Origin of the sequence: Clostridium sp. AF28-12 (assembly GCF_003435225.1) — a bacterium.
In the GTDB taxonomy this organism is placed as follows: Bacteria; Bacillota; Clostridia; order Lachnospirales; family Lachnospiraceae; genus Pilosibacter; species Pilosibacter fragilis.
Map to the genome: position 1 here is coordinate 21960 of NZ_QWGJ01000008.1, position 19842 is coordinate 41801.

Genomic DNA, 19842 nt, shown 5'->3' on the forward strand with positions numbered 1-19842 from the left:
AGGTCCTGCAGGTGCGGCAGACGTTTCCCGAACCTTTGGATGAAACCATTCGGGGTTGTTTTTCGAGTGGGAATGAGATAAGATAGTGTTAAAAGAATTCAGGAAAGAAGTGGAAGAACTATGTATGATGAGTTAACAAAAAATGATATAAAGAAGATGGAAGAGGAGATCGAATACCGGAAACTTGTGGTCCGGAAAGAGGCGATCGAGGCGGTAAAAGAGGCGAGAGCCCAGGGCGACTTAAGTGAAAATTTTGAATATTATGCAGCGAAGAAGGACAAGAACAAGAATGAGAGCCGGATCCGGTATCTGGAGAGAATGATCCGGACGGCGAAGGTGGTCTCTGATGAGTCAAAAGACGATGAGGTCGGTCTCTACAACACGGTGGACGTGTATTTTGAGGATGACGATGAGACGGAGACCTATAAGATCGTTACGACGATCCGCGGAAATTCCTTAAAGGGACTGATCAGTTCTGAGTCCCCGCTCGGAAGGGCACTTCTGGGGCATAAGGTCGGTGACCGGGTACATGTGCAGGTGAATGACAGAGCGGGATATGATGTGATCATCAAGCGTCTGGAGAAGACCGTGGATGACGGAAGCGATGCGATCCGGAGTTTTTAAAGAAGACAGAGAGAGGTTGAGCATGAAGGATTTTAAAGTGGCGGGGTTTCCGCTGCCATTGTATGTCCTCATTCTGGCACTGACGGCGGCATGTATGTTTACGGGATGCGTCCCGAAGAGTCTGGTCCCGGCGTTTTTAGTGTTGATGGTATTCGGTGAGGGCTTAAATGCGATTGGAAATAACGTACCGGTGGTGAAGACGTATCTCGGAGGATCTGTGATCTGTATTCTCGGTTCTGCGATCCTCACGGCAGGCGGACTGATTCCCGAGCAGACGATTGAGACGCTCGATTATTTTGTCAATGACAGTGGCTTCCTGATCTTTTATATCGCGGCGCTGATCTGCGGCAGTCTCTTTAATATCGACCGGAATCTTCTGCTCAGGGCTACCGTGAAGCTTCTGCCGGTGGCGGTGATCTCTCTTTCTATGGGAATTCTGCTTTCGGGAATTATGGGGATCATCCTTGGGGAAGGTTTCTGGGGCGGGATCCTCTATATCGGAGTGCCTATGACCAGCGGCGGAATGACAGCGGGTACAGTTCCTCTTTCTGCCATGTACTCCCAGGCGCTCGGCGTGGAAGCGGCGGATGTGCTGACAAAGATGGCACCGGCCACAGTGCTTGGAAACTGTGTAGCGATCATTTTTGGCGGTCTTATGAACAACTTCGGGAAAAAACACCCGGAGACGACCGGAAACGGTGTATTGGTGAATGATGGAAAAACGGTGAAAAAAACACCGCCATTGAAGCCGACATTTGCGTCTTTATGCACCGGGATGATCATTGCGTTTGCCTTTTATCAGCTTGGCGCGATCTTACACAGGTTTGTTCCTGTGATTCCGACGTATGCGTGGATGATCATTGCAGTCGTGCTTGTAAAGGGAACCGGCATCATGTCCGAAGAGCTGGAGGATGCGGCAAGAGAGTGGGGGCAGTTTGCTATTAAGAGCTGGACGGCGGCGGCACTTGCGGGGATCGGTTTTACGCTGATCGATCTGAATACAATTTTAAAAACTCTGACACCGTTATATCTGATCACGGTGGTACTCATCGTGGGGATCATTACGTTTACGGCGTCAGTTCTTGGAAAGCTGGTTGGCTTTTTCCCACTGGAATCCGCCATCGCAGCGGGGATGTGTACAACAAATATGGGCGGTTCCGGCAATGTGGCTGTTTTGAGCAGTGCGCATAGAATGGAGCTTCTGCCATTTGCGCAGATCGTTACAAGATCCTGCGGAGCGCTGATGCTGACGATTGGAGGAATATTAGTGCAGATGGTGGGGTAGGACCTGGATTCTGTATTGTGAGCAGCAGGCTTTTGCACCTGCTGCGCTTGTTTTAGTAGAGTATGGGATTTTTGCCCGTAACTGTGAGGCACTGAACAGTTACATCATGCATTAAAAACGGGGGAGTGGCAAAGATGGAAATATATCAGCTTCGATATTTTGCATATGCGGCGAAATATGAAAATATCACGATGGCGGCGCAGGAATTGAATGTATCCCAGCCTTCCATCAGTAAAGCGATCCAATCACTGGAGCGCGAATTAAAAACAGAACTGCTCCGGAAAAACGGAAGATCCTGTGTGCTTACCCATGATGGGTATTTATTGCAGGAAAGGGTGGTTCCTTTGCTTGAGGAAATAGAACGGCTTCCGTTAGAATTCCGTAATAGACAGAAGAAGAAAATGATCCGTTTGAATGTTCTGACCGCAGGACAGCTTGTGCCGGAATTAATTCGCGAATTTCGGGAGGAAAATCCGGATGTATTTTTTCGAGTATTAGATCGCAGAGAGGCAACCCAATGGGATGTCTGTATTCGAAGTACACTGCCGCAGTATGTGTTCAGTAATGCGGTAAAGTTGATGGAAGAGCCATTGTGTCTTGCATTTCATAAAGATTCGTGGCTGAAAAATCTGGAAAAAGTCAAGTTATCGGATATCAGGAATGAAAAATTTGTTATGCTGAGAGGCGGAGGAAGTATCCGGACGATTTCAGATGCAATATTCGAAAAAGAAGGGATCATTCCGGATATTGCATTTGAATGTGATACCGTTGATATTTTGCGACGTATGGTACAGGAGGGGTTAGGGATTACTATCTGGCCAAGGTATTCCTGGAGAGATCACCTGAGAAGCGAGAGAGATTTTGAAAATGTCTGTTATCGGCCGATCGATAACAACGAATTCAAACGATCCCTGTATCTGATCCTGCAGAAAGATCTGAAAATGACAGAAGAATTGGAGAAATTCTGCAAATACACGGAAAAATATTTTGATAGTATCAAAGAAGAATAAATAAAACTGTGACAAATTCATTCGAAATGAGAATGTAAGTCATTCGTGAATAATATTTGAACAATATATATAATTATTATATAATTGACCTATAAAAGAAAGCGCACCTTTTTAAGAATCAGCCATATGCATCTATGGTGAAGGTCTGAGAGACCTTCTTAAAAAGGAGCGCTTTTGTCGTGTTTATATCATTTTTGTTACCAGTAGTTATTGATCACAAATGGAGGATGAAGCATGTATCAGGTATCAGAGCGGGTAAAAAAACAGTTTGAATATACAATGAGTATTCCGTGTGTAAAGGAAGCTATGAAATTTATACAGGAAGATGAGAGGAATACGATTGAAGAGCAGAAAGAACTGGTTCTCATAGAGGCTCCGACGGGGGAGGAAGAAAAACGCGCAGCGGTCATGATGGAAAAATTTAAAGCTCTTGGTCTTGAAAATGTTCACATTGACCGCGGTGGAAATGTTGTTGGCCTTCGAAGAGGAAGCGGCAAAGGACCGAAGGTATTGATCGAGGGTCATCTGGATACAGTCTTTCCATTTGGAACGGTACATGGTGTAGAGGAGAGAGACGGATTCCTCTACGCACCGGGAATCGGTGATGATACAAGAGCACTGGCAATGCTGTTGGGACTTTTAAGAGCATTGAATCAGAACGAGATCAAGACATTCGGAGACATTGTATTTGTGGCAACTACCCGCGAGGAAGGTATGGGTGGCCTTGGCGGAATGAAAGATTTCCTGAATGATAATGACGACATTGATATTTCACTCACAATTGATAACAATGACATGAGCGCACTGATCTTCGAGGCGACAAGCGGAGAAACCTACGAGGTCAACTTTTATGGTATCGGCGGTCATGCGTTTGGATCGTTTGGCGAGATGGCACAGCCGATCCATGCAGCAGCCAGAGCAGTTGCGAAGATCGCAGATTTTACAGTTCCATCAGATCCGAAGACAAGCTTCTGTGTCTCAAATTTCCACGGTGGAACTGCGGCTGGAGTGCATGCGATCGCATCGCAGGCAACCATCAAATTTAATTTCAGATCAAATTCACCGGAGGAGCTTGCAAAGCTTCGCACAAAAATCTTTGATGCGATCGAAGAAGCATGCCGGGAAGAAACAGAAAAATGGGGAAAAGATGAGATCACCTGGGATAAAAACCTGATCAGTCAGGTTCCGGGCGGAACTCAGGATTCCCATACACCACTGGTAGAATCCGCGTGGCTTGGTTTGAAGTCTCTGGATATTGAACCGGTATTCCATAAAGGCGGCTGCACAAATGCGAACGTAGCGGTTTCGAAAGGAATTCCATCGATCTGTCTTGGACGCGCGTTTGCACCGGATGAAAATAGAAAAAATATAATGAATCATAGTGTTCATGAAAAGTTTCCGATCACCGACTCATATAAGGCAGTTCAGCAGGCATTTATGGTATTGATGATGGCAGCAGGAATCGACGGGGAGACTAATTCTGTTGTGGAGGGAAAATAGATTATGAAGAAAATGACACTGATCGCTACAGGAGATGCGTTTATCACAAGAAGATTTCCGGAAGGCGGTTATGAAGGATTTGAGCAGGTCAGAGACGTGATCAGTCAGTATGATGTGAAATTTTCGAATCTGGAGATGACATTCCACAATGAGGAAGGATATCCGGCAGCATTTTCCGGAGGAACCTGGGCAATGGCAGATCCAAGAACCCTTGATGATATGAGATCGTTTGGTTTTAATCTGTTTAATACGGCAAATAATCATTCCTGCGACTACAGTCATGGAGGCGTTCTTGCGACCATCCGGAATCTTGAAGAGAGGGACATGATCTTTGCCGGAACAGGAAAAAATCTTTCCGAGGCATCAAAACCATGCTATCTGGAGACGAAAAACGGACGTGTCGCAATGATTGCGGTCTCTTCAAGCTTCCATGAGTCAGGAATGGCTGGTGGACAGAGCGCGGAATTGATCGGAAGACCGGGATTAAATCCTCTTCGTTATGAAACGATTTACCATGTCACGGAAGAGAATTATAAGAAAGCAGAAGAACTGGCGGCGCTTACAAAGATCAACGCAACGATGGAGCGGTCTGTAAAAAACGGATATCAGAATCCGTCGGCTTCCGGAACACTGCCCTTTGGAACATACAAATTTGTTCTGGATGAAAAAAACTGGATCGAGAGCGTTCCGTTTCCGGCTGATATGGAACGTGTCGAGAAGGAGATCATTGAGGCAAAAAAACAGGCAGATATCGTTCTTGTAAGCTTTCATGGTCATGAGACAGATGGGGAAGACACAACGGTTCCATCCATGTTCCTTGAGACATTTTCAAGAAGATGTGTGGATGCAGGAGCTGATGCGGTAATCGGACACGGACCGCATGAACTTCGTGGAATTGAGATCTATCACGGAGCGCCTATCTTCTACAGTCTGGGAAATTTCCTCTTTGAGACAGAAACTGTGGAAAAGCAGCCTTACGATGCATACATAAATAAAAAAATGCCGCTGGATACCAAGGTTGGTGCTTATATGGATGCCCGTAGTAAAAATGGCACGGCCGGATACGGAGTGCTTCCGGAGATCTGGTTATCCGTGATGGCGGGCTGGACCATGGAAGATGGACATTTAACAGAAATCAAACTGTATCCGATTTCTCTTGGAATGACGGAAAAAAGACCCCAAAAAGGAGTTCCGGTGTTGACCGGTGATGAGAAGGTACTGGCATACCTGGCAGAGCTTTCAAAACCTTACGGAACTGAGATGGAAATTAAAGACGGTGTAGGAACGATCAGACTTTAAAGAAGATAGAAGGTGAGCGGATATGGAAGAGAGAAAGCGTAAAATTCTGAGCGAAATTGATCGGGACAGGGAAGAACTTGAATAAATCGATCAGAATCGATATAATGAATATGAAGACAGCGCGCCTGTGTGAGAATCAGATCATCAGGCGCGCGCAGCGTAAAGGAGAGGAGTACCCATGAACAAAATCACAAATGCGTCAAGATTTCTTTTTGAGGAACTTGTATCCAGAATACAGGAACGTTCCAACGCAGTGGGAATCGCGGTTGCGATCGTTGACCGAAATGGAAAGACTCAGTATGAAAAGTTTTTTGGATACCGGGATCAGGAGAGAAAACTGCCGATCGATGAGGATACGATCTTCGGATTAGCGTCCGTCACGAAATCCTTTGTGGCTTTATCGATCATGCAGCTGGTCGAAGCCGGAAAAGTAGATCTGGATGATCCGGTGAGCAAATATATTCCGGAATTTACAAACCGTAATCAGAAACCGATAAAGGTATGGCACTTTTTATGTCACACAGCGGGCTTTTATCCGATGCACCGCACGATCATCAATGAGATCGCGCAGAAGGCAGGACTGGATGAAAATGAGACAGGGGATTTTGCGTTCTGTGAGAAGATCGCATTGGAAGGAACAAAGGCAGTCGCTGAGCTGCTGGATGCCCAGACAAAGGAAAACGGCGGTCTGATCGGAGATCCGGGAAACTACATGAGCTATTGCAATGATGGCTTTGGACTTTTGTCAGAGATCGTGCGTCGTGTCGGCGGGGAGAACAGCTTTGCGGAATATGTGAAAAAACATATTCTTGAGCCTCTTCATATGGAGCGGAGCAGCGGAGAGTATGTAAGACCGGCAGCGGATACGAATGCGGCAGTTCTCTACAAAATGCAAAAAGGTGTCATGACCTCCGGCAGAGATTACCATGACAATGCATTTTCCCTCGGAGGAGCCGGTTCCCTGAAATCTACACTTGCCGACATGAAAAAATACATCTGCATGTATCTGAATTACGGAAAGGGGATCGATGGAACAAGGATCCTCTCCCAGGAGGGTGTCCGGACGATGTGCCGCCCAAGAATCGATTATCGCCCGGATAGCCATTATTGCTTTGGCCTTGCGCAGAAGAAGCTGGATGACCTGACGGTTATGGAGCATGGCGGAAGCCTGCCGGGAGTTTCGTCGAATTTATCCTGGTCGTATGATGCCGGAGTGGGTGTTATAGTACTGTGCAACACGTCGGGCGTGCCGGTTAGCACGATCGCGGATGCAGCAATGCGGATGTATCATGGAAGAAATCCGATCGAGGACCGATTTGTTTATCAGGAGACGGAGTGGAATGCGGAAAAGAGAAAGGCAATGTGCGGCACCTTCCGGTCTGATGAAGATAACAATATCACGATCTTTGAGAAAGATGGAAATCTGGCAGTCAAAGAGGGAGAGACGCTTCTTCGATTTGTGCCGGTGCAGGAATTTTTAGGGATTGTGCGCAACCCGGATAAGGATGGCTACGTGAGATTCTTCGAAAATGAGAATGGTGAGATCTTTGCAATCGGATACGGTGGAAGAATGCTGCCGAGAGTGAAAGACTGATTGGAGCAAAGTTTGAGCATGAAAAAATGCCGGATGATCGGTTTTCCCGATCATCCGGCATTTCATGATTCTGGTAAGAATATGTCAGCTTCGCTGACCAGAATCATGCGTAAAGTCTCACGGACGTTTCGACTTGAATTTAACCGCCATACGGAATCCATGCAGTGCGTTTTATATGACGATCAATTAGTGGATAAAGCCTTCAGCCCACTTTTTAAAGTTTGCGAAGTCCTCTTCGTTCGGATGGGAGAGACCTTCCTGGTACGTATCGCGAAGAAGCTTTCCCTTTGCGTCCTCCGGGTCCTTTTCGAGCATTGCGGCAAATTTATCTGCGACTGCCGGCTGCATTTTCCCCTGGCAGACGAAGCCTGTAAGAACGGTGTTGTTTACGGGAATATTTGCCTCTGCCTGTTTTAAGATCGAGTGGATGTAATCAGGAGCTGCATATCCGGCTGTGCCGAAAAGAGCGATCTTTGTATTCTGAAGGTTCTTTAAGAAAACACGCGTCCTGTCATCGCAGCTTCCTTTATCGGTCCAGAAGCCGGCGAAGATAAGGTCCGCTCCAAGATCCGGGGAGTAATGGGACGTATCACCGAAATAAACACAGTGCTCATGCGGAAGGATATCATGGAGACGATCTGCAAGTGCTGCGGTATTTCCGGTCTTACTGGAATAAACGATTGCATATTTCATGGGCATTTCCTCCACTTACTGTAATGATGCGGCAATTGCGTCTGCAAGTGCGTCAAGCTCAGCCTCCTGATTGTCTTTCAGGGCAGATTTAATGGTCACATCTGACTCGAGCACATGGATATTTTTCATTGTACCGAGGATTTCCCCCATCTGCTTTGAGGTGGTTGCCGCCCAGGTTCCGTTCTGGATCAGGGCAGCGGTACGGTTTGTAAGACCGTGGGCTGCAAGCTGGTGGAGCAGTGTGTCCATATTGCAGAAGATACCGCCATTGTAGGTGATGGATGCAAAGACAATCGCGGAGGTACGGAACGCGTCTGCAATGATGTAGGACGGATGGGTCTTGGAAACGTCAAAGACGGAAATATGGCGGATGCCGCGGTCGGCAAGCTTTCCGGCAAGGATATCGGCAGCTTTTTCCGTATGACCGTAAACAGATCCGTAGGCGATCGTTACAGATTTCTCTTCCGGCGTATAGGAGCTCCATTTGAGGTATTTATCGATGAGCCATGGGAGATCTTCTCTCCAGATCACGCTGTGGAGCGGGCAGATCATCCGGATCTCGAGCCCGGCAGCCTTCTTTAAGAGACCCTGTACGGACATGCCGAATTTTCCAACGATATTTGTATAATAACGTCTCGCCTCAGAGAGCCAGGCAACCTTATCGTCGATCTCGTCAGCAAAGATATTTCCGTCGACAGCGCCGAAGGAACCGAAGGCATCAGCGGAGAACAGGATCTTTTCTGTCTTTTCATAGGTAACCATGACCTCCGGCCAGTGCACCATCGGGGCCATCACGAAGGTAAGCTCATGGGAGCCGAGAGAGATGGTATCTCCCTCTTTTACCAGAATCGCGCGGCTGTCCACATCAAAATCAAAGAACTGTTTCATCATTCCCACAGCCTTTGCGGTGCATACGATCTTTGCCTCCGGGTAAACGGCGATCACATCGGCGATGGACGCACAGTGGTCCGGCTCCATGTGGTTTACGATCAGATAGTCCAGAGTGCGGCCCTTTAAGGCAGCGGTCACATTTTCGAGAAAATCATGGGTGAAGGACGCGTCCACGGTATCGAAGAGTGCTGTCTTCTCGTCAAGAAGAACGTAAGAGTTATAGGACATTCCTGTAGGAACCGGATAAACATTTTCAAAGAGAGCGATGCGGCGGTCATTGATGCCGACCCAGAAAAGGGAATCTGTAAGCTTTCTTATGTTATTCATGTTAGAAACCTCCTGATATTAATATTGCTGTGGCGTTTTCCGAATCTGCCAGAACGAGAACGGTGAAATACCGGAAAGGTACTGGCTTCTGAAAGAGTCACAAAAGGTCAAAAAATAAAATCATCTGGACCTATATATTCCTATTGTCGGCAAATTTTAACAATATAAAAGTAAATCCAGACAAGACAGAAATATTGACGCAGATATACTATCATTTTAAATGGAAAGTCTTTGGAAAGCAAGTAAAACCATCCGGTAAAATCTTAAAAAATTATTAAATACCAGTTGACAAGTTGGGTATGAAGTCATATAATTCATTTGAAATTGATATTCGTTATCAATACAATTATTCCCATAAATGGTTTGGTGAGAGGTGATGGAAATGCTTACAGATGTAATTGTTTTGTTGCTGGTTGCCATGGCCGTGATCGGTGTGATAAAGAGCATCCGGAAACAGAAGAAGAGCGGTTCCTGCGGAGGTTGCTGCGGTTCCTGCTCCGGGTGCAGCGGATGCGGCAGTGTCCATTACGATACAGCTCCGAAAGCTCACAAGATCTGAGTGGATGGGCGTGTAAAGAGGAGGAAACATGATGCCAATGACATTTTTACGTGCCGGTGAGACCGGTATGATCCAGCGTGTCGGCGGAGCGGAGGACACAAAGAGATTCCTCGCGAATCTTGGCTTCGTGGACGGAGCGGCAGTGACAGTGATCTCTGAACTCAACGGAAACCTGATCGTAAACATCAAGGATTCCAGAGTCGCGATCAACAAGGAGATGGCAAAGCACGTTATGGTGCAGTAGCTGTGAAAAAAGACGGTAACTGTTCAGCAGTTTGCCTTATCCCGCAGGGAAGTGCAGACTGGGAAGAATGAGGCAGTTATGGATGATGAAAGTTCAAGTGGGAGATTTCCCACTTTGCTTTTTCCCCAACGGTTAGCATGCACTAATTAGCAGCGGTTAATCGAAAGCTTTTGGGAAAATTTTACAAAAGACAGGGGAATGGATCCGGACCGCAGGAGCGATCCACAGGGATAGAAAGGAGAAGACATGACATTACGTGAAGTTCCGGTACATACAACGGTTAAAGTTGTGAAGATCAACGGAGAGGGCGCATTCCGCCGCAGAATCATGGATATGGGCATTACCAAAAACAGCGAGATCTACGTTCGTAAAGTGGCACCGCTCGGTGATCCGGTCGAGATCACGGTCCGTGGATATGAACTGTCGTTGAGAAGAGACGATGCGGAAAGTGTCGAAGTCGTTACAGTCTGATGACGGATAAATGTTTTGCCTGATGTGTATGCAAAGCATTGGCAAAACCTGGTTGCTGTCCGCCCGGAATGTGGACAGCAGCAACACAAGTGCAGGAAAATAGGAGGATGAAAAATGGCTATCAAAATCGCATTAGCCGGAAACCCGAACTGTGGTAAGACGACCATGTTCAATGCCCTCACAGGCGCGAATCAGTACGTCGGAAACTGGCCGGGTGTAACTGTAGAGAAAAAAGAAGGTAAATTAAAATCTGCCAAGAGCGGTGAAGAGATCATCATCACAGACCTTCCGGGTGTTTACTCCCTTTCCCCGTACACACTGGAGGAAGTCGTAAGCCGTGATTACCTCGTTCACGAGAAACCGCAGGCGATCATCAATCTGGTAGACGCAACAAACATTGAGAGAAACTTATATTTGACGACTCAGATCCTCGAGATCGGCATTCCGGTCGTTATCGCGTTAAACATGGCTGATCTGCTTGCAAAGAGCGGGGATAAGATCGATGTGAAGAAGCTTTCCGAGATTTTCGGCTGTGAAGTTGTTGAGACTTCCGCATTAAAGGGCACAGGTCTTAAGGAGGTTGTCGAGAAGGCAATCGAGGCAGCGAAGAAGAATGAGTGGAAGAATCCGGCCGGAATCTTCTCCGGAAGCGTAGAAAACGCGATTGAGAAGGTTGAGGAGGCTGTCGGTGACGCTGTGGATGCAGACCAGAAGAGATGGTTCGCGATCAAGCTTCTTGAGAAGGACAGCAAGGTCATCGAGCAGTTACATCTTCCGGCATCCGCTATGGCAGCGGTCAACACGGAGGTGACCCGTCTTGAGAAAGAGCAGGACGACGATACAGAGAGTATCATCACAGACGAGCGTTATACATACATCGGAAGCGTGATCGACAAGGCCGTTAAGAAATCCGGCAAGAAGCTCTCCACATCCGATAAGATCGATAAGATCGTTACAAACCGTATTTTAGGTATCCCGATCTTCGCGGCAGTGATGTGGTTCGTTTACTACATCTGTGTAAGCACACTCGGAACCATGGGTACAGACTGGGCGAATGACACATTCGGCGGCGGCATTCAGGAATGGGCAGGCGCGGCACTCGCGGCAGCAGGCGCAAGCGACTTCATCCAGAGCCTTGTTGTGGATGGTATCCTCGGCGGACTCTTCGCTGTATTCGGATTCCTCCCGCAGATGGCACTCTTATTCTTAATGCTTTCCATCCTTGAGGACTGCGGATACATGGTACGTATCGCATTCGTCATGGACCGTGTGTTCCGTCACTTCGGACTTTCCGGTAAGAGCTTCATTCCGCTCCTGATCGCATCCGGCTGCGGTATCCCGGGTATCATGGCTTCCAAGACCATCGAAAATGATAACGACAGACGTCTTACCATTATGACAGCCACATTTATTCCGTGCGGCGCGAAGCTTCCTGTTATCGCTCTGTTAGGCGGCATCATGGTCGGCTGGACATCCGGAGATTATTCCGATGCAGGAAATACAGCATTCTTAATGTACGCGTTAGGTATCGTTTGCGTCCTTGTCGCAGCGATCATGTTAAAGAAGACAAAGCCGTTCTCCGGCGAGGCAGCTCCGTTCGTTATGGAGTTACCGGCATACCACATCCCGTCTGCCAAGACCGTTCTCATGCACACCTGGGAGCGTCTGTGGGGCTTCATTAAGAAAGCCGGAACAATCCTGTTCCTTGCCTGCGTGATCATGTGGATCCTCTCCACCTTCGGTTTCGAGAATGGCGCGTTCGGTATGGTAGAAGATACAGAAAACTGCTTCATGGCGATCCTCGGAAGCGCTCTTGCATGGATCTTCGCTCCTCTCGGATGGGGCAAATGGCAGTGCGTTGCAGCGGCGATCTCCGGATTCTCCGCAAAAGAGGGTATCGTTTCCACAATGGGTGTCCTTGCAAATGTCAGCGAGGATCTCTCTGAGGAGACAGATGTTGTTGCAGCTGCGATCAGAGACTGGTTCCCGACAATGGCGGCAGCCTTCTCCTTCCTTGTATTCAACCTGTTAAACTCCCCGTGTCTGGCGGCTATTTCCACAATGGCCCAGCAGATGCAGTCCAGAAAGTGGTTCTGGTTCGCGATCATTTTCCAGAACGTATTCGCTTACTGCGTAGCACTGATGTTCTATCAGTTCGGTCTTCTTATGGAAGGCGGTTCCTTCGGAATCGGCACAGCAGCAGCTGTTGTTGTTCTTCTCGGATTCCTCTATATGCTGTTCCGTCCGGATCCATATAAGAACCAGAAGAAGGCATCCCGCCGTTCTGTAGCAGCTTAATTTTGGCAGTATCACTTCATTATTCCATAGAAACTCTATAAAAGATCCAGGTCAGAGGCGGACGTTGCTTCGTGGCCTGGATCTTTTCAGTTGGAAACCGCATAGCTTATAGAAGGAAGATTGCGAGAGCCGCGCCGGGGTCCGGACGGCCTTCGCGGATCAAAGGAGACAAAAACGATGGAAAATATCGGAAATATTATTCTTGGGATCATGATCCCGTTTGCGGGGACGACACTTGGAGCTGCGTGCGTATATTTTATGAAGAAGGGAATCCGTCAGAATGTGGAAAAAGGTCTTCTGGGCTTTGCGTCCGGTGTCATGGTGGCGGCATCCGTGTGGTCACTTCTGATCCCGTCCATGAATCTTTCCGCGGATCTGGGACGTCTGGCGTTTCTGCCTGCGGTGACCGGATTCTTCTGCGGCATCCTGTTCCTGCTGTTCCTTGACGGGCATGTGCCTCATCTTCACATCGGGTGCGATGAACCGGAAGGTCCGTCCTGCACGTTAAAAAAAAATACGATGCTTGTCCTTGCGGTGACCCTTCATAATATTCCGGAAGGAATGGCGGTTGGTGTCATGTTCGCGGGCCTTCTTACGGCAAACAGCGGGATCACGTTAGCCGGTGCGTTTGCCCTGTCCGTCGGGATCGCGATCCAGAACTTCCCGGAGGGGGCGATCATTTCCCTGCCGCTCAAGGGTGAGGGGATGAGCAGCAACCGTGCATTTCTATATGGAACACTTTCAGGCGTTGTAGAGCCAGTGGCAGCAATTCTCACCGTTTTGATGTACAGGATCCTCGCTCCGGTCCTGCCGTATCTTCTCGCCTTCGCTGCAGGTGCCATGATGTATGTGGTCGTGGAGGAGCTGATCCCGGAGACCGCGGAGGGAGAGCACTCGAATATCGGAACCATCGGGTTTGCGGTCGGGTTTGCATTGATGATGATGCTTGATGTGGCACTTGGGTGATACAATATGGACGATTGAGCGTCATAGATAAATATGATAGGGAAGCGGTGATGCCCGCCTGCCCGCTGTCCGGTGGAAAAAAGACAGAAAAACAAAAAGGAAAGTGGATATCCAGAGTCCATGATGTGACTCTGGGATATCCACTTTTTATTTCCGACAATCAGATTTTTCAACACGGATCAGTCAAATTGTCAAAATTACATCTATTATCGGGAATGTTTGCTTAATTAGAATCTCTTCCAGGTACCCCGATAGAAAAGCAGCAGCAGCGGGAAGAGCTCCAGACGTCCGGCAAGCATATCAAAGGTCAGAACCAGCTTGGAGAAGTTGGAGAAGAGCCCGAAGTTCTGGGCCGGGCCTACAAGTTCCAATCCCGGTCCGATGTTGTTTAAGGTCGCCGCGACGGCGGTAAAGTTTGTCACAAGATCGAAGTTGTCGATGCCGATGAGCAGCACGGAAATAGCGAAGATCAGGATGTATGCCGCCATGAAGACATTTACGGAGCGGAGGACCACATGATCCACCGCGCGTCCCTCAAAATGGATCTTGCGGACCTGATTCGGATGGAGACTCTGGGAGAGCTCCTTTGTCAGGGACCGGAATAACAGCACGACACGGGACACCTTAATGCCGCCGCCGGTACTTCCCGCGCAGGCACCGATAAACATTAAGAGCACCAGGATCGTTTTCGGGATCGTTGGCCAGAGGTTAAAATCCACGGTGGCGAATCCGGTGGTCGTGATGATGGAAGCAACCTGAAACGCGACATGGTGGAACGCGAGGAACAGGCTGTCGAAGAAATCCCGGACAAAAAACGTGATGACGAGGATCGATGTGGCAATGATCCCGAGGTACCATCGCGCCTCCTCGCAGCGCAGTGCTTCCTTCGGCTTTTTCATATAGAAGAGGAAGTACACGTTAAAGTTGATGCCAAAGAGGATCATAAACACGGTAACTACGCCCTGAAGGTAGGTGGAATAGCTTCCGAAGCTGTCGTTCTTGATGCCGAAGCCTCCGGTTCCCGCGGTACCGAAAACGGTACACAGGGAATCAAACACCGGCATCCGTCCCACAAGCAGGAGAATAAACTCCAGAACCGTGAGGAAGAGATAGAGCCCATAGAGGATCTTTGCGGTGGACTGCACCTTCGGGACCAGCTTTGTGACAGAGGGGCCCGGGCTCTCTGCCTTCATGAGGTTCATATGATAGCCGCTTCCGGTAAGCGGAAGCAGGCAGAGAAGGAACACGAGAACTCCCATACCACCGATCCAGTGTGTAAAGCTCCTCCAGAACAGGATGCCGTGCTGAAGCGGTTCCACGGCGGGAAGAATACTGGCACCGGTCGTCGTAAATCCAGACACAGTCTCAAACAGGGCATCCACCGGATTTGTGATGGATCCGCTTAAGAGGAACGGGATGGAACCCATGATACTCATGACGATCCAGCTTAAGGCAACCGTCACGGAACCTTCCCTTGCGTAGAATACCTTGTTTTTCGGCTGCTTGCGGATAAGGATCACACCTGGGATCAGGCAGAGGACGATCGTGATGAAGAATGCCAGTGCGCAGCTTTCATGGTAAATCAGGGAGACTGCCAGGGATGGCACAAGAAGCGCCGCCTCCACGTCCAGAATCCAGCCGATAATATAAAAGATCATCGAATAATTCATGGAATCGCTCCTTTATGATTTTAAGATATCCCGGATATCACCGAGACCGCGGTTTGTGGTCACGAGAATCACGGTATCCCCGACCTTGATTATATTCTGACCACGGGGGGTGAGGATCTGACCGTTGCGGTTGATGCAGCAGATCAGAAGGTTGTCCTTTAAGTTTAAGTCCATAAGCGGCACATTCGTGACAGCGGAATCCTCTTTGATGGAGAATTCCAGTGCTTCGGCACGGCCATCCAGGATCTTATACAGCGTTTCCACGTTGCAGCCGATGGTGTTCTGGCGGGCACGGACGTACTGTAGGATATAATCTGCCGTCAGGTACTTCGGGTAGATGATGCTGTCGATACCGAAGCTGTCGATCACGTCATCGAAGGCGATCTTGTTGACCTTTGCGATGAGCTTTGCATTGGAGTGGAGCTTTCCGTAGAGGGCGAGGAAGATATTCTCCTCGTCAAGTCCGGTGAGGGCCACAAGGGAATCAGCGTAGGTCAGGCCTTCTTCCAGAAGAAGATCCCGATCACTTCCGTCCCCGTTTATGATATCAGCACCGGGAATCACCTCGCTTAAGTAATCGCAGCGCTCTTTCCGCTGCTCGATGATCCGGACGCGGAACCCGATCTTTAAGAGGTCCTGGGCCAGATAGTGGGCGATGGTGCCGCCGCCGATGATCAGGGAATTTTTTACGGATTTTGAGCGGAGACCGATCTTTTCAAAAAACTGAGCCGTATTTTCAAGAGATCCCACGATAGAGAGGATATCCGTATCCTGAAGGACAAAGCTTCCGTTCGGGATCACGACCTCGGATCCGCGCTCAACGGCACAGATCAGGACATCGCATTTTAACTGCCGCATGATATCCATGACAGTTTTTCCGCCGAACCCGATCTCCGGCTTTAAGCGGAAGCGGAGAAGCTCGACACGTCCCTTTGCGAAGGTGTCGATCTTGATGGCGGACGGGAATTTTAAGAGCTTTAAGATCTCTCTGGCCGCCGTCAGCTCCGGGTTGATGATCATGGAGAGTCCGAGCTTTTCCTGAATGAAGCGGATCTCCTTATTATAGAGCGGGTTTCTTACGCGGGCGATGGTGTCACAGTGTCCGGTCTTCTTCGCCATCAGGCAGCAGAGGAGGTTTAATTCGTCCTCGCCGGTGACAGCGATAAAGAGGTCCGCATTTTCCACTCCGGCTTCCTGCTGGATATTGAAGCTGGCGCCGTTTCCAACGATTCCCAGGGCGTCAAACTGGTTGGAAAGATGTTCCACTTTCTGCGGATTCATATCGACCATAACGAGATCGTGGCCCTCGGCGCTTAAGCGCTCTGCAAGGCTCACGCCGACCTTTCCGCAGCCGACAATGATGATCTTCATATGTTTTGTTTACCGGTCCTTTCAGTTAATTAGGCGTTACAGTACACGGGCACTCTATGCCCGCGCACTGTAACAGGATTTTGCCGATGCTTCGCATTCCGAATCGGCAAAATCCGCGGCCATAACGGTATCATACGGAATTTTCAGTTCAGAAAATTCCTACCCATGAAAAGTAACAATTAGGCTTCCCATCGTCCGGAAGCGCCGCACGGAAGTACGAGCCCGGAACCCGTAACGGGAAGTCCGATCTCCTCCGATCTCACGGTTCCGCCGAACTGCGGGACAACCGCTGTTCCGAGCATGTAAGTCAGCACGGCCGGAGCGAGACCGGTTGTGTAGGAGTTGATCAGGTAGAATAACGGCTTGTCGGAGAGGAGCTTTGCACACAGCTTTACGAGCGGGTAGATCGCGTCCTCGATCTTCCAGATCTCGCCCTTCGGGCCTCTTCCATAGGAAGGCGGATCCATGATGATCGCGTCGTAGTGGTTTCCACGGCGGATCTCACGTTCTACGAATTTTACGCAGTCATCCACGATCCAGCGGATCGGCGCGTCCTCAAGGCCGCTGGATTTCGCGTTTTCCTTTGCCCAGGCGACCATGCCCTTGGAGGCGTCAACATGGGTCACGGAAGCTCCGGCTTTCGCGGCTGCCAGTGTTGCTCCTCCGGTGTAGGCGAAGAGGTTTAAGACTTTGACCGGGCGTCCCGCGTTTTTGATCTTTTCGCCAAACCAGTCCCAGTTTGCCGCCTGTTCCGGGAAAAGACCGGTATGCTTAAAGCTGAAGGGCTTTAACTGGAAGGTCAGGCCTTTGTAGTTGATGCTCCACTGCTCCGGGAGACTGAAGAATTCCCACTCGCCGCCGCCTTTTGAGCTTCTGTGGTAGTGGCCGTTCATCTTTCTCCACTGTGGTGCCTTTTTATCGGTATCCCAGATGACCTGGGGATCCGGACGGACCAGAATATATTTTCCCCAACGTTCCAGCTTTTCACCGCCGGAACAGTCGATGACTTCATAGTCCTTCCATCCATCTGCTATCCACATAATTGTATTCCATCTCTTTCTTTAGACTTTTTTGCGTAAAAACGGATCAGGGGCATAAAATGCCTATGATATACCAGTATAATAGATTCGGGGGATACTGTCAAATAGGAGTGGGGATGGAATGCGGGATGTTGGCGGAAATATGGGGAACATGAACGGAAAATGTGTCTTTCTGTGGCGGGAATGCGGCAGAACTGTGGTGGGGACTTAAGAGAATTGACAGGTATTTTCTGTTGAATAATCAGGGAGTTACTGGTAAAATAAAATCAGATGTATTGCGAAATGAAAAATACGGCCGGAAGGCAGAAATCCCATCGGCGAAGCTGATCCGGAATGGATGTTGGCGATAGTTATGCGCCTTTTGGGGTACAGGAAGGAGACGGAGCGAGTGAAGAAAAAAGGGTTAAGAATACTGGCAGCAGCGGCGGTCCTGACTTTCGGATGTCTGACGATGAACGCCTACGCAGCGGAAGGCTGGGCGCTTTCCAATAATATATGGACGTATCTTGATAAAAACGGAAACCGCGTGACGAATGAGTGGAAAAAGGGCGCGGACAACCTCTGGAGATATTTGAACAGCAGCGGCGAGATGGCGGTCAACAGCTGGGCAGACAATGATTACTATGTGGATTCCAACGGAATCATGGTGTCAAATAAATGGATGCAGCTGGCTTCCCCGTACAGCAGGGATAATGGGACGACATACTGGTTCTATTTCAGTTCCAGCGGAAAAGTCACGAAGGACAGCTGGAAGAAGATCGACGGAAAGAGTTATCTCTTTGATTCCGACGGAATTATGCAGACCGGATGGTCCGAGGATGGGGATTACTATTTAAGCTCCAGCGGCGCTATGGTCACCGGCTGGAAGTATCTGGAGCCGAAGGATGAGGATAAGGATCTCTACGGACCGGAGAGCGACGACGGAAAATACTGGTTCTACTTCTCTGCGAGCGGAAAGAAGAACAGCCCGTCGACGAGCAGTAACGGCGGCGATTATAAGGTGATGAAGATCGATGGCAAATATTACTGCTTCGACGAGGACGGACGGATGCAGACCGGATGGGTGTATTTAGAAGGTGACCCGGAGAATGCAAGTAAGGACACGATCGAGAACTGGAGATATTTTGCGGAGAGTGGGATCCAGAACGCGACTCTCGGTGCGTCGATCACCGGATGGCTCTCCTTAAATCCGCCGGAACAGCTCCAGGACAATGTGGATGAGCCGGTTGTCTGGTACTATTTCGAGAAAGATGGAACACCGAAGACAGGTCCGGAGGACGGAAAAGCGTCCACAAGTGACTTTGTCAAGATCAACGGAAAGACATATCTCTTTGACCAGAAGGGAAATCCGGTGAAGGGATTAAAGAAGATACAGATCGGATCGACAGGAGAGTACACCTCCTATTACTTTGATGCATCCTCCAGAATTTCCGTAAAGGGAAAGATGACAGTGGAGGAAGGCGATGGAAATAAGACGACCTTCTACTTTAATGAGGGAACCTACGCGGGACGTGGTGTCAGCGGTGTGAAGAATGGCTATCTCTATTATATGGGTAAGCTTCAGGAAGCGGACAGCTCCAGCCGTTACGCATTGATCAGTATCCCGAACGGCAGCAGTGGATATCAGACTTACGTCGTAAACTCCTCCGGACGTATCTCAAAGAATACGACGGTGAAGGACCGCGACGGAAACAAGTTTAAGGTAAATTCCAGCGGAATTTTGACTCAGATCAACGATGAGACGGCGAGCACGAAGGAAGAATACGGTGAGCCGACAGAACCGGTATTTGAGAATGATTGATGTGGATTCAGGATAAAAGATAAAGGATTTTTTGAAGGATCAGGGGCAGAGATGTTCCTGGTCTTTTCCGTTAGCTGCCATGTATCCAGGAAACTTCCGGCAGCAGGATCTGCAGCAGAGAACTTTTACATATGATGGTTAAATAAAAAGAGGATTCCGACTGCAAATACAGGCAGTCAGAAATCCTCAGTTTTTTAGT

17 protein-coding genes are annotated in these 19842 nt (G+C 48.9%); 12 read left to right on the plus strand and 5 right to left on the minus strand.

Annotated features, from left to right (window positions below; translation table 11 throughout):
- Positions 1-120 precede the first annotated feature (120 nt).
- The 6 genes from greA to DWY93_RS08480 all read left to right on the plus strand — a co-directional run bounded on the left by greA (position 121) and on the right by DWY93_RS08480 (position 7312).
- Positions 121-624 (plus strand): transcription elongation factor GreA, encoded by a 504-nt coding sequence (gene greA, locus DWY93_RS08455; protein ID WP_015552730.1) that lies wholly within the window; start codon positions 121-123, stop codon positions 622-624.
- Positions 625-646: 22 nt separating this feature from the next.
- On the plus strand, positions 647-1909 hold the full coding sequence (locus tag DWY93_RS08460) for a 2-hydroxycarboxylate transporter family protein (protein WP_117472248.1): 1263 nt from the start codon (positions 647-649) through the stop codon (positions 1907-1909).
- A 134-nt stretch (positions 1910-2043) separates the two neighbouring features.
- Positions 2044-2919, plus strand: coding sequence for a LysR family transcriptional regulator (locus tag DWY93_RS08465; protein ID WP_117472206.1), 876 nt, complete (start codon positions 2044-2046; stop codon positions 2917-2919).
- 234 nt (positions 2920-3153) lie between these two features.
- Positions 3154-4419: a M20/M25/M40 family metallo-hydrolase gene (locus tag DWY93_RS08470; RefSeq protein WP_117472207.1), complete on the plus strand. Its 1266-nt coding sequence runs from the start codon at positions 3154-3156 to the stop codon at positions 4417-4419.
- A gap of 3 nt (positions 4420-4422) precedes the next feature.
- The gene (locus DWY93_RS08475) at positions 4423-5718 is read left to right on the plus strand and encodes a CapA family protein (RefSeq protein WP_117472209.1); all 1296 of its coding nucleotides are present in this window, start codon (positions 4423-4425) and stop codon (positions 5716-5718) included.
- Between the two features lie 178 nt (positions 5719-5896).
- Entirely contained in the window at positions 5897-7312 is a 1416-nt protein-coding gene (locus DWY93_RS08480) for a serine hydrolase domain-containing protein (protein WP_117472211.1), read from the plus strand.
- 186 nt (positions 7313-7498) lie between these two features.
- Here the strand turns inward: DWY93_RS08480 and bilS are convergent, their stop codons facing one another.
- Together bilS and DWY93_RS08490 are read right to left on the minus strand one after the other, a co-directional pair.
- Entirely contained in the window at positions 7499-8005 is a 507-nt protein-coding gene (gene bilS / locus DWY93_RS08485) for a flavodoxin family protein BilS (protein WP_158553017.1), read from the minus strand.
- 15 nt (positions 8006-8020) lie between these two features.
- Complete coding sequence (locus DWY93_RS08490; protein ID WP_117470099.1) at positions 8021-9223, minus strand: FprA family A-type flavoprotein; 1203 nt, start codon at positions 9221-9223, stop codon at positions 8021-8023.
- Positions 9224-9605: 382 nt separating this feature from the next.
- Here DWY93_RS08490 and DWY93_RS08495 point away from each other — a divergent pair, with 382 nt between their 5' ends.
- From DWY93_RS08495 to DWY93_RS08515, 5 genes are all read left to right on the plus strand, one after another.
- Complete coding sequence (locus DWY93_RS08495) at positions 9606-9782, plus strand: FeoB-associated Cys-rich membrane protein (RefSeq protein ID WP_242990569.1); 177 nt, start codon at positions 9606-9608, stop codon at positions 9780-9782.
- A gap of 28 nt (positions 9783-9810) precedes the next feature.
- Positions 9811-10026: a FeoA family protein gene (locus tag DWY93_RS08500; RefSeq protein ID WP_117470097.1), complete on the plus strand. Its 216-nt coding sequence runs from the start codon at positions 9811-9813 to the stop codon at positions 10024-10026.
- Between the two features lie 246 nt (positions 10027-10272).
- Entirely contained in the window at positions 10273-10497 is a 225-nt protein-coding gene (locus DWY93_RS08505) for a ferrous iron transport protein A (RefSeq protein ID WP_015552719.1), read from the plus strand.
- Between the two features lie 114 nt (positions 10498-10611).
- Positions 10612-12795 (plus strand): ferrous iron transport protein B, encoded by a 2184-nt coding sequence (gene feoB / locus DWY93_RS08510; protein WP_117472213.1) that lies wholly within the window; start codon positions 10612-10614, stop codon positions 12793-12795.
- 177 nt (positions 12796-12972) lie between these two features.
- Positions 12973-13761, plus strand: a complete 789-nt coding sequence (locus DWY93_RS08515; protein ID WP_117470095.1) for a ZIP family metal transporter — start codon at positions 12973-12975, stop codon at positions 13759-13761.
- Positions 13762-13988: 227 nt separating this feature from the next.
- On the opposite strand, the gene DWY93_RS08520 is transcribed toward DWY93_RS08515, so the two are convergent.
- The 3 genes from DWY93_RS08520 to DWY93_RS08530 all read right to left on the minus strand — a co-directional run bounded on the left by DWY93_RS08520 (position 13989) and on the right by DWY93_RS08530 (position 17842).
- Positions 13989-15431, minus strand: coding sequence for a TrkH family potassium uptake protein (locus tag DWY93_RS08520; protein ID WP_117472215.1), 1443 nt, complete (start codon positions 15429-15431; stop codon positions 13989-13991).
- 12 nt (positions 15432-15443) lie between these two features.
- Complete coding sequence (gene trkA / locus DWY93_RS08525) at positions 15444-16802, minus strand: Trk system potassium transporter TrkA (protein ID WP_117472217.1); 1359 nt, start codon at positions 16800-16802, stop codon at positions 15444-15446.
- Positions 16803-16981: 179 nt separating this feature from the next.
- Positions 16982-17842 carry a class I SAM-dependent methyltransferase gene (locus DWY93_RS08530; RefSeq protein ID WP_117472219.1) on the minus strand — a complete coding sequence of 287 codons (861 nt, stop codon included), beginning with the start codon at positions 17840-17842 and terminating at the stop codon, positions 16982-16984.
- A 388-nt stretch (positions 17843-18230) separates the two neighbouring features.
- Here DWY93_RS08530 and DWY93_RS08535 point away from each other — a divergent pair, with 388 nt between their 5' ends.
- Complete coding sequence (locus tag DWY93_RS08535) at positions 18231-19643, plus strand: cell wall-binding protein (RefSeq protein WP_117472221.1); 1413 nt, start codon at positions 18231-18233, stop codon at positions 19641-19643.
- The last annotated feature ends 199 nt before the right edge of the window (positions 19644-19842 follow it).

Coding starts and splice junctions, on each gene's coding strand:
- bilS (WP_158553017.1), bottom strand. CDS start 8,005: ATGAAATATGCAATCGTTTATTCCAGTAAGACCGGAAATACCGCAGCA.
- DWY93_RS08470 (WP_117472207.1), top strand. CDS start 3,154: ATGTATCAGGTATCAGAGCGGGTAAAAAAACAGTTTGAATATACAATG.
- DWY93_RS08465 (WP_117472206.1), top strand. CDS start 2,044: ATGGAAATATATCAGCTTCGATATTTTGCATATGCGGCGAAATATGAA.
- greA (WP_015552730.1), top strand. CDS start 121: ATGTATGATGAGTTAACAAAAAATGATATAAAGAAGATGGAAGAGGAG.
- DWY93_RS08495 (WP_242990569.1), top strand. CDS start 9,606: ATGCTTACAGATGTAATTGTTTTGTTGCTGGTTGCCATGGCCGTGATC.
- DWY93_RS08520 (WP_117472215.1), bottom strand. CDS start 15,431: ATGAATTATTCGATGATCTTTTATATTATCGGCTGGATTCTGGACGTG.
- DWY93_RS08490 (WP_117470099.1), bottom strand. CDS start 9,223: ATGAATAACATAAGAAAGCTTACAGATTCCCTTTTCTGGGTCGGCATC.
- DWY93_RS08500 (WP_117470097.1), top strand. CDS start 9,811: ATGATGCCAATGACATTTTTACGTGCCGGTGAGACCGGTATGATCCAG.
- DWY93_RS08515 (WP_117470095.1), top strand. CDS start 12,973: ATGGAAAATATCGGAAATATTATTCTTGGGATCATGATCCCGTTTGCG.
- DWY93_RS08460 (WP_117472248.1), top strand. CDS start 647: ATGAAGGATTTTAAAGTGGCGGGGTTTCCGCTGCCATTGTATGTCCTC.
- DWY93_RS08505 (WP_015552719.1), top strand. CDS start 10,273: ATGACATTACGTGAAGTTCCGGTACATACAACGGTTAAAGTTGTGAAG.
- DWY93_RS08480 (WP_117472211.1), top strand. CDS start 5,897: ATGAACAAAATCACAAATGCGTCAAGATTTCTTTTTGAGGAACTTGTA.
- feoB (WP_117472213.1), top strand. CDS start 10,612: ATGGCTATCAAAATCGCATTAGCCGGAAACCCGAACTGTGGTAAGACG.
- trkA (WP_117472217.1), bottom strand. CDS start 16,802: ATGAAGATCATCATTGTCGGCTGCGGAAAGGTCGGCGTGAGCCTTGCA.
- DWY93_RS08475 (WP_117472209.1), top strand. CDS start 4,423: ATGAAGAAAATGACACTGATCGCTACAGGAGATGCGTTTATCACAAGA.
- DWY93_RS08530 (WP_117472219.1), bottom strand. CDS start 17,842: ATGTGGATAGCAGATGGATGGAAGGACTATGAAGTCATCGACTGTTCC.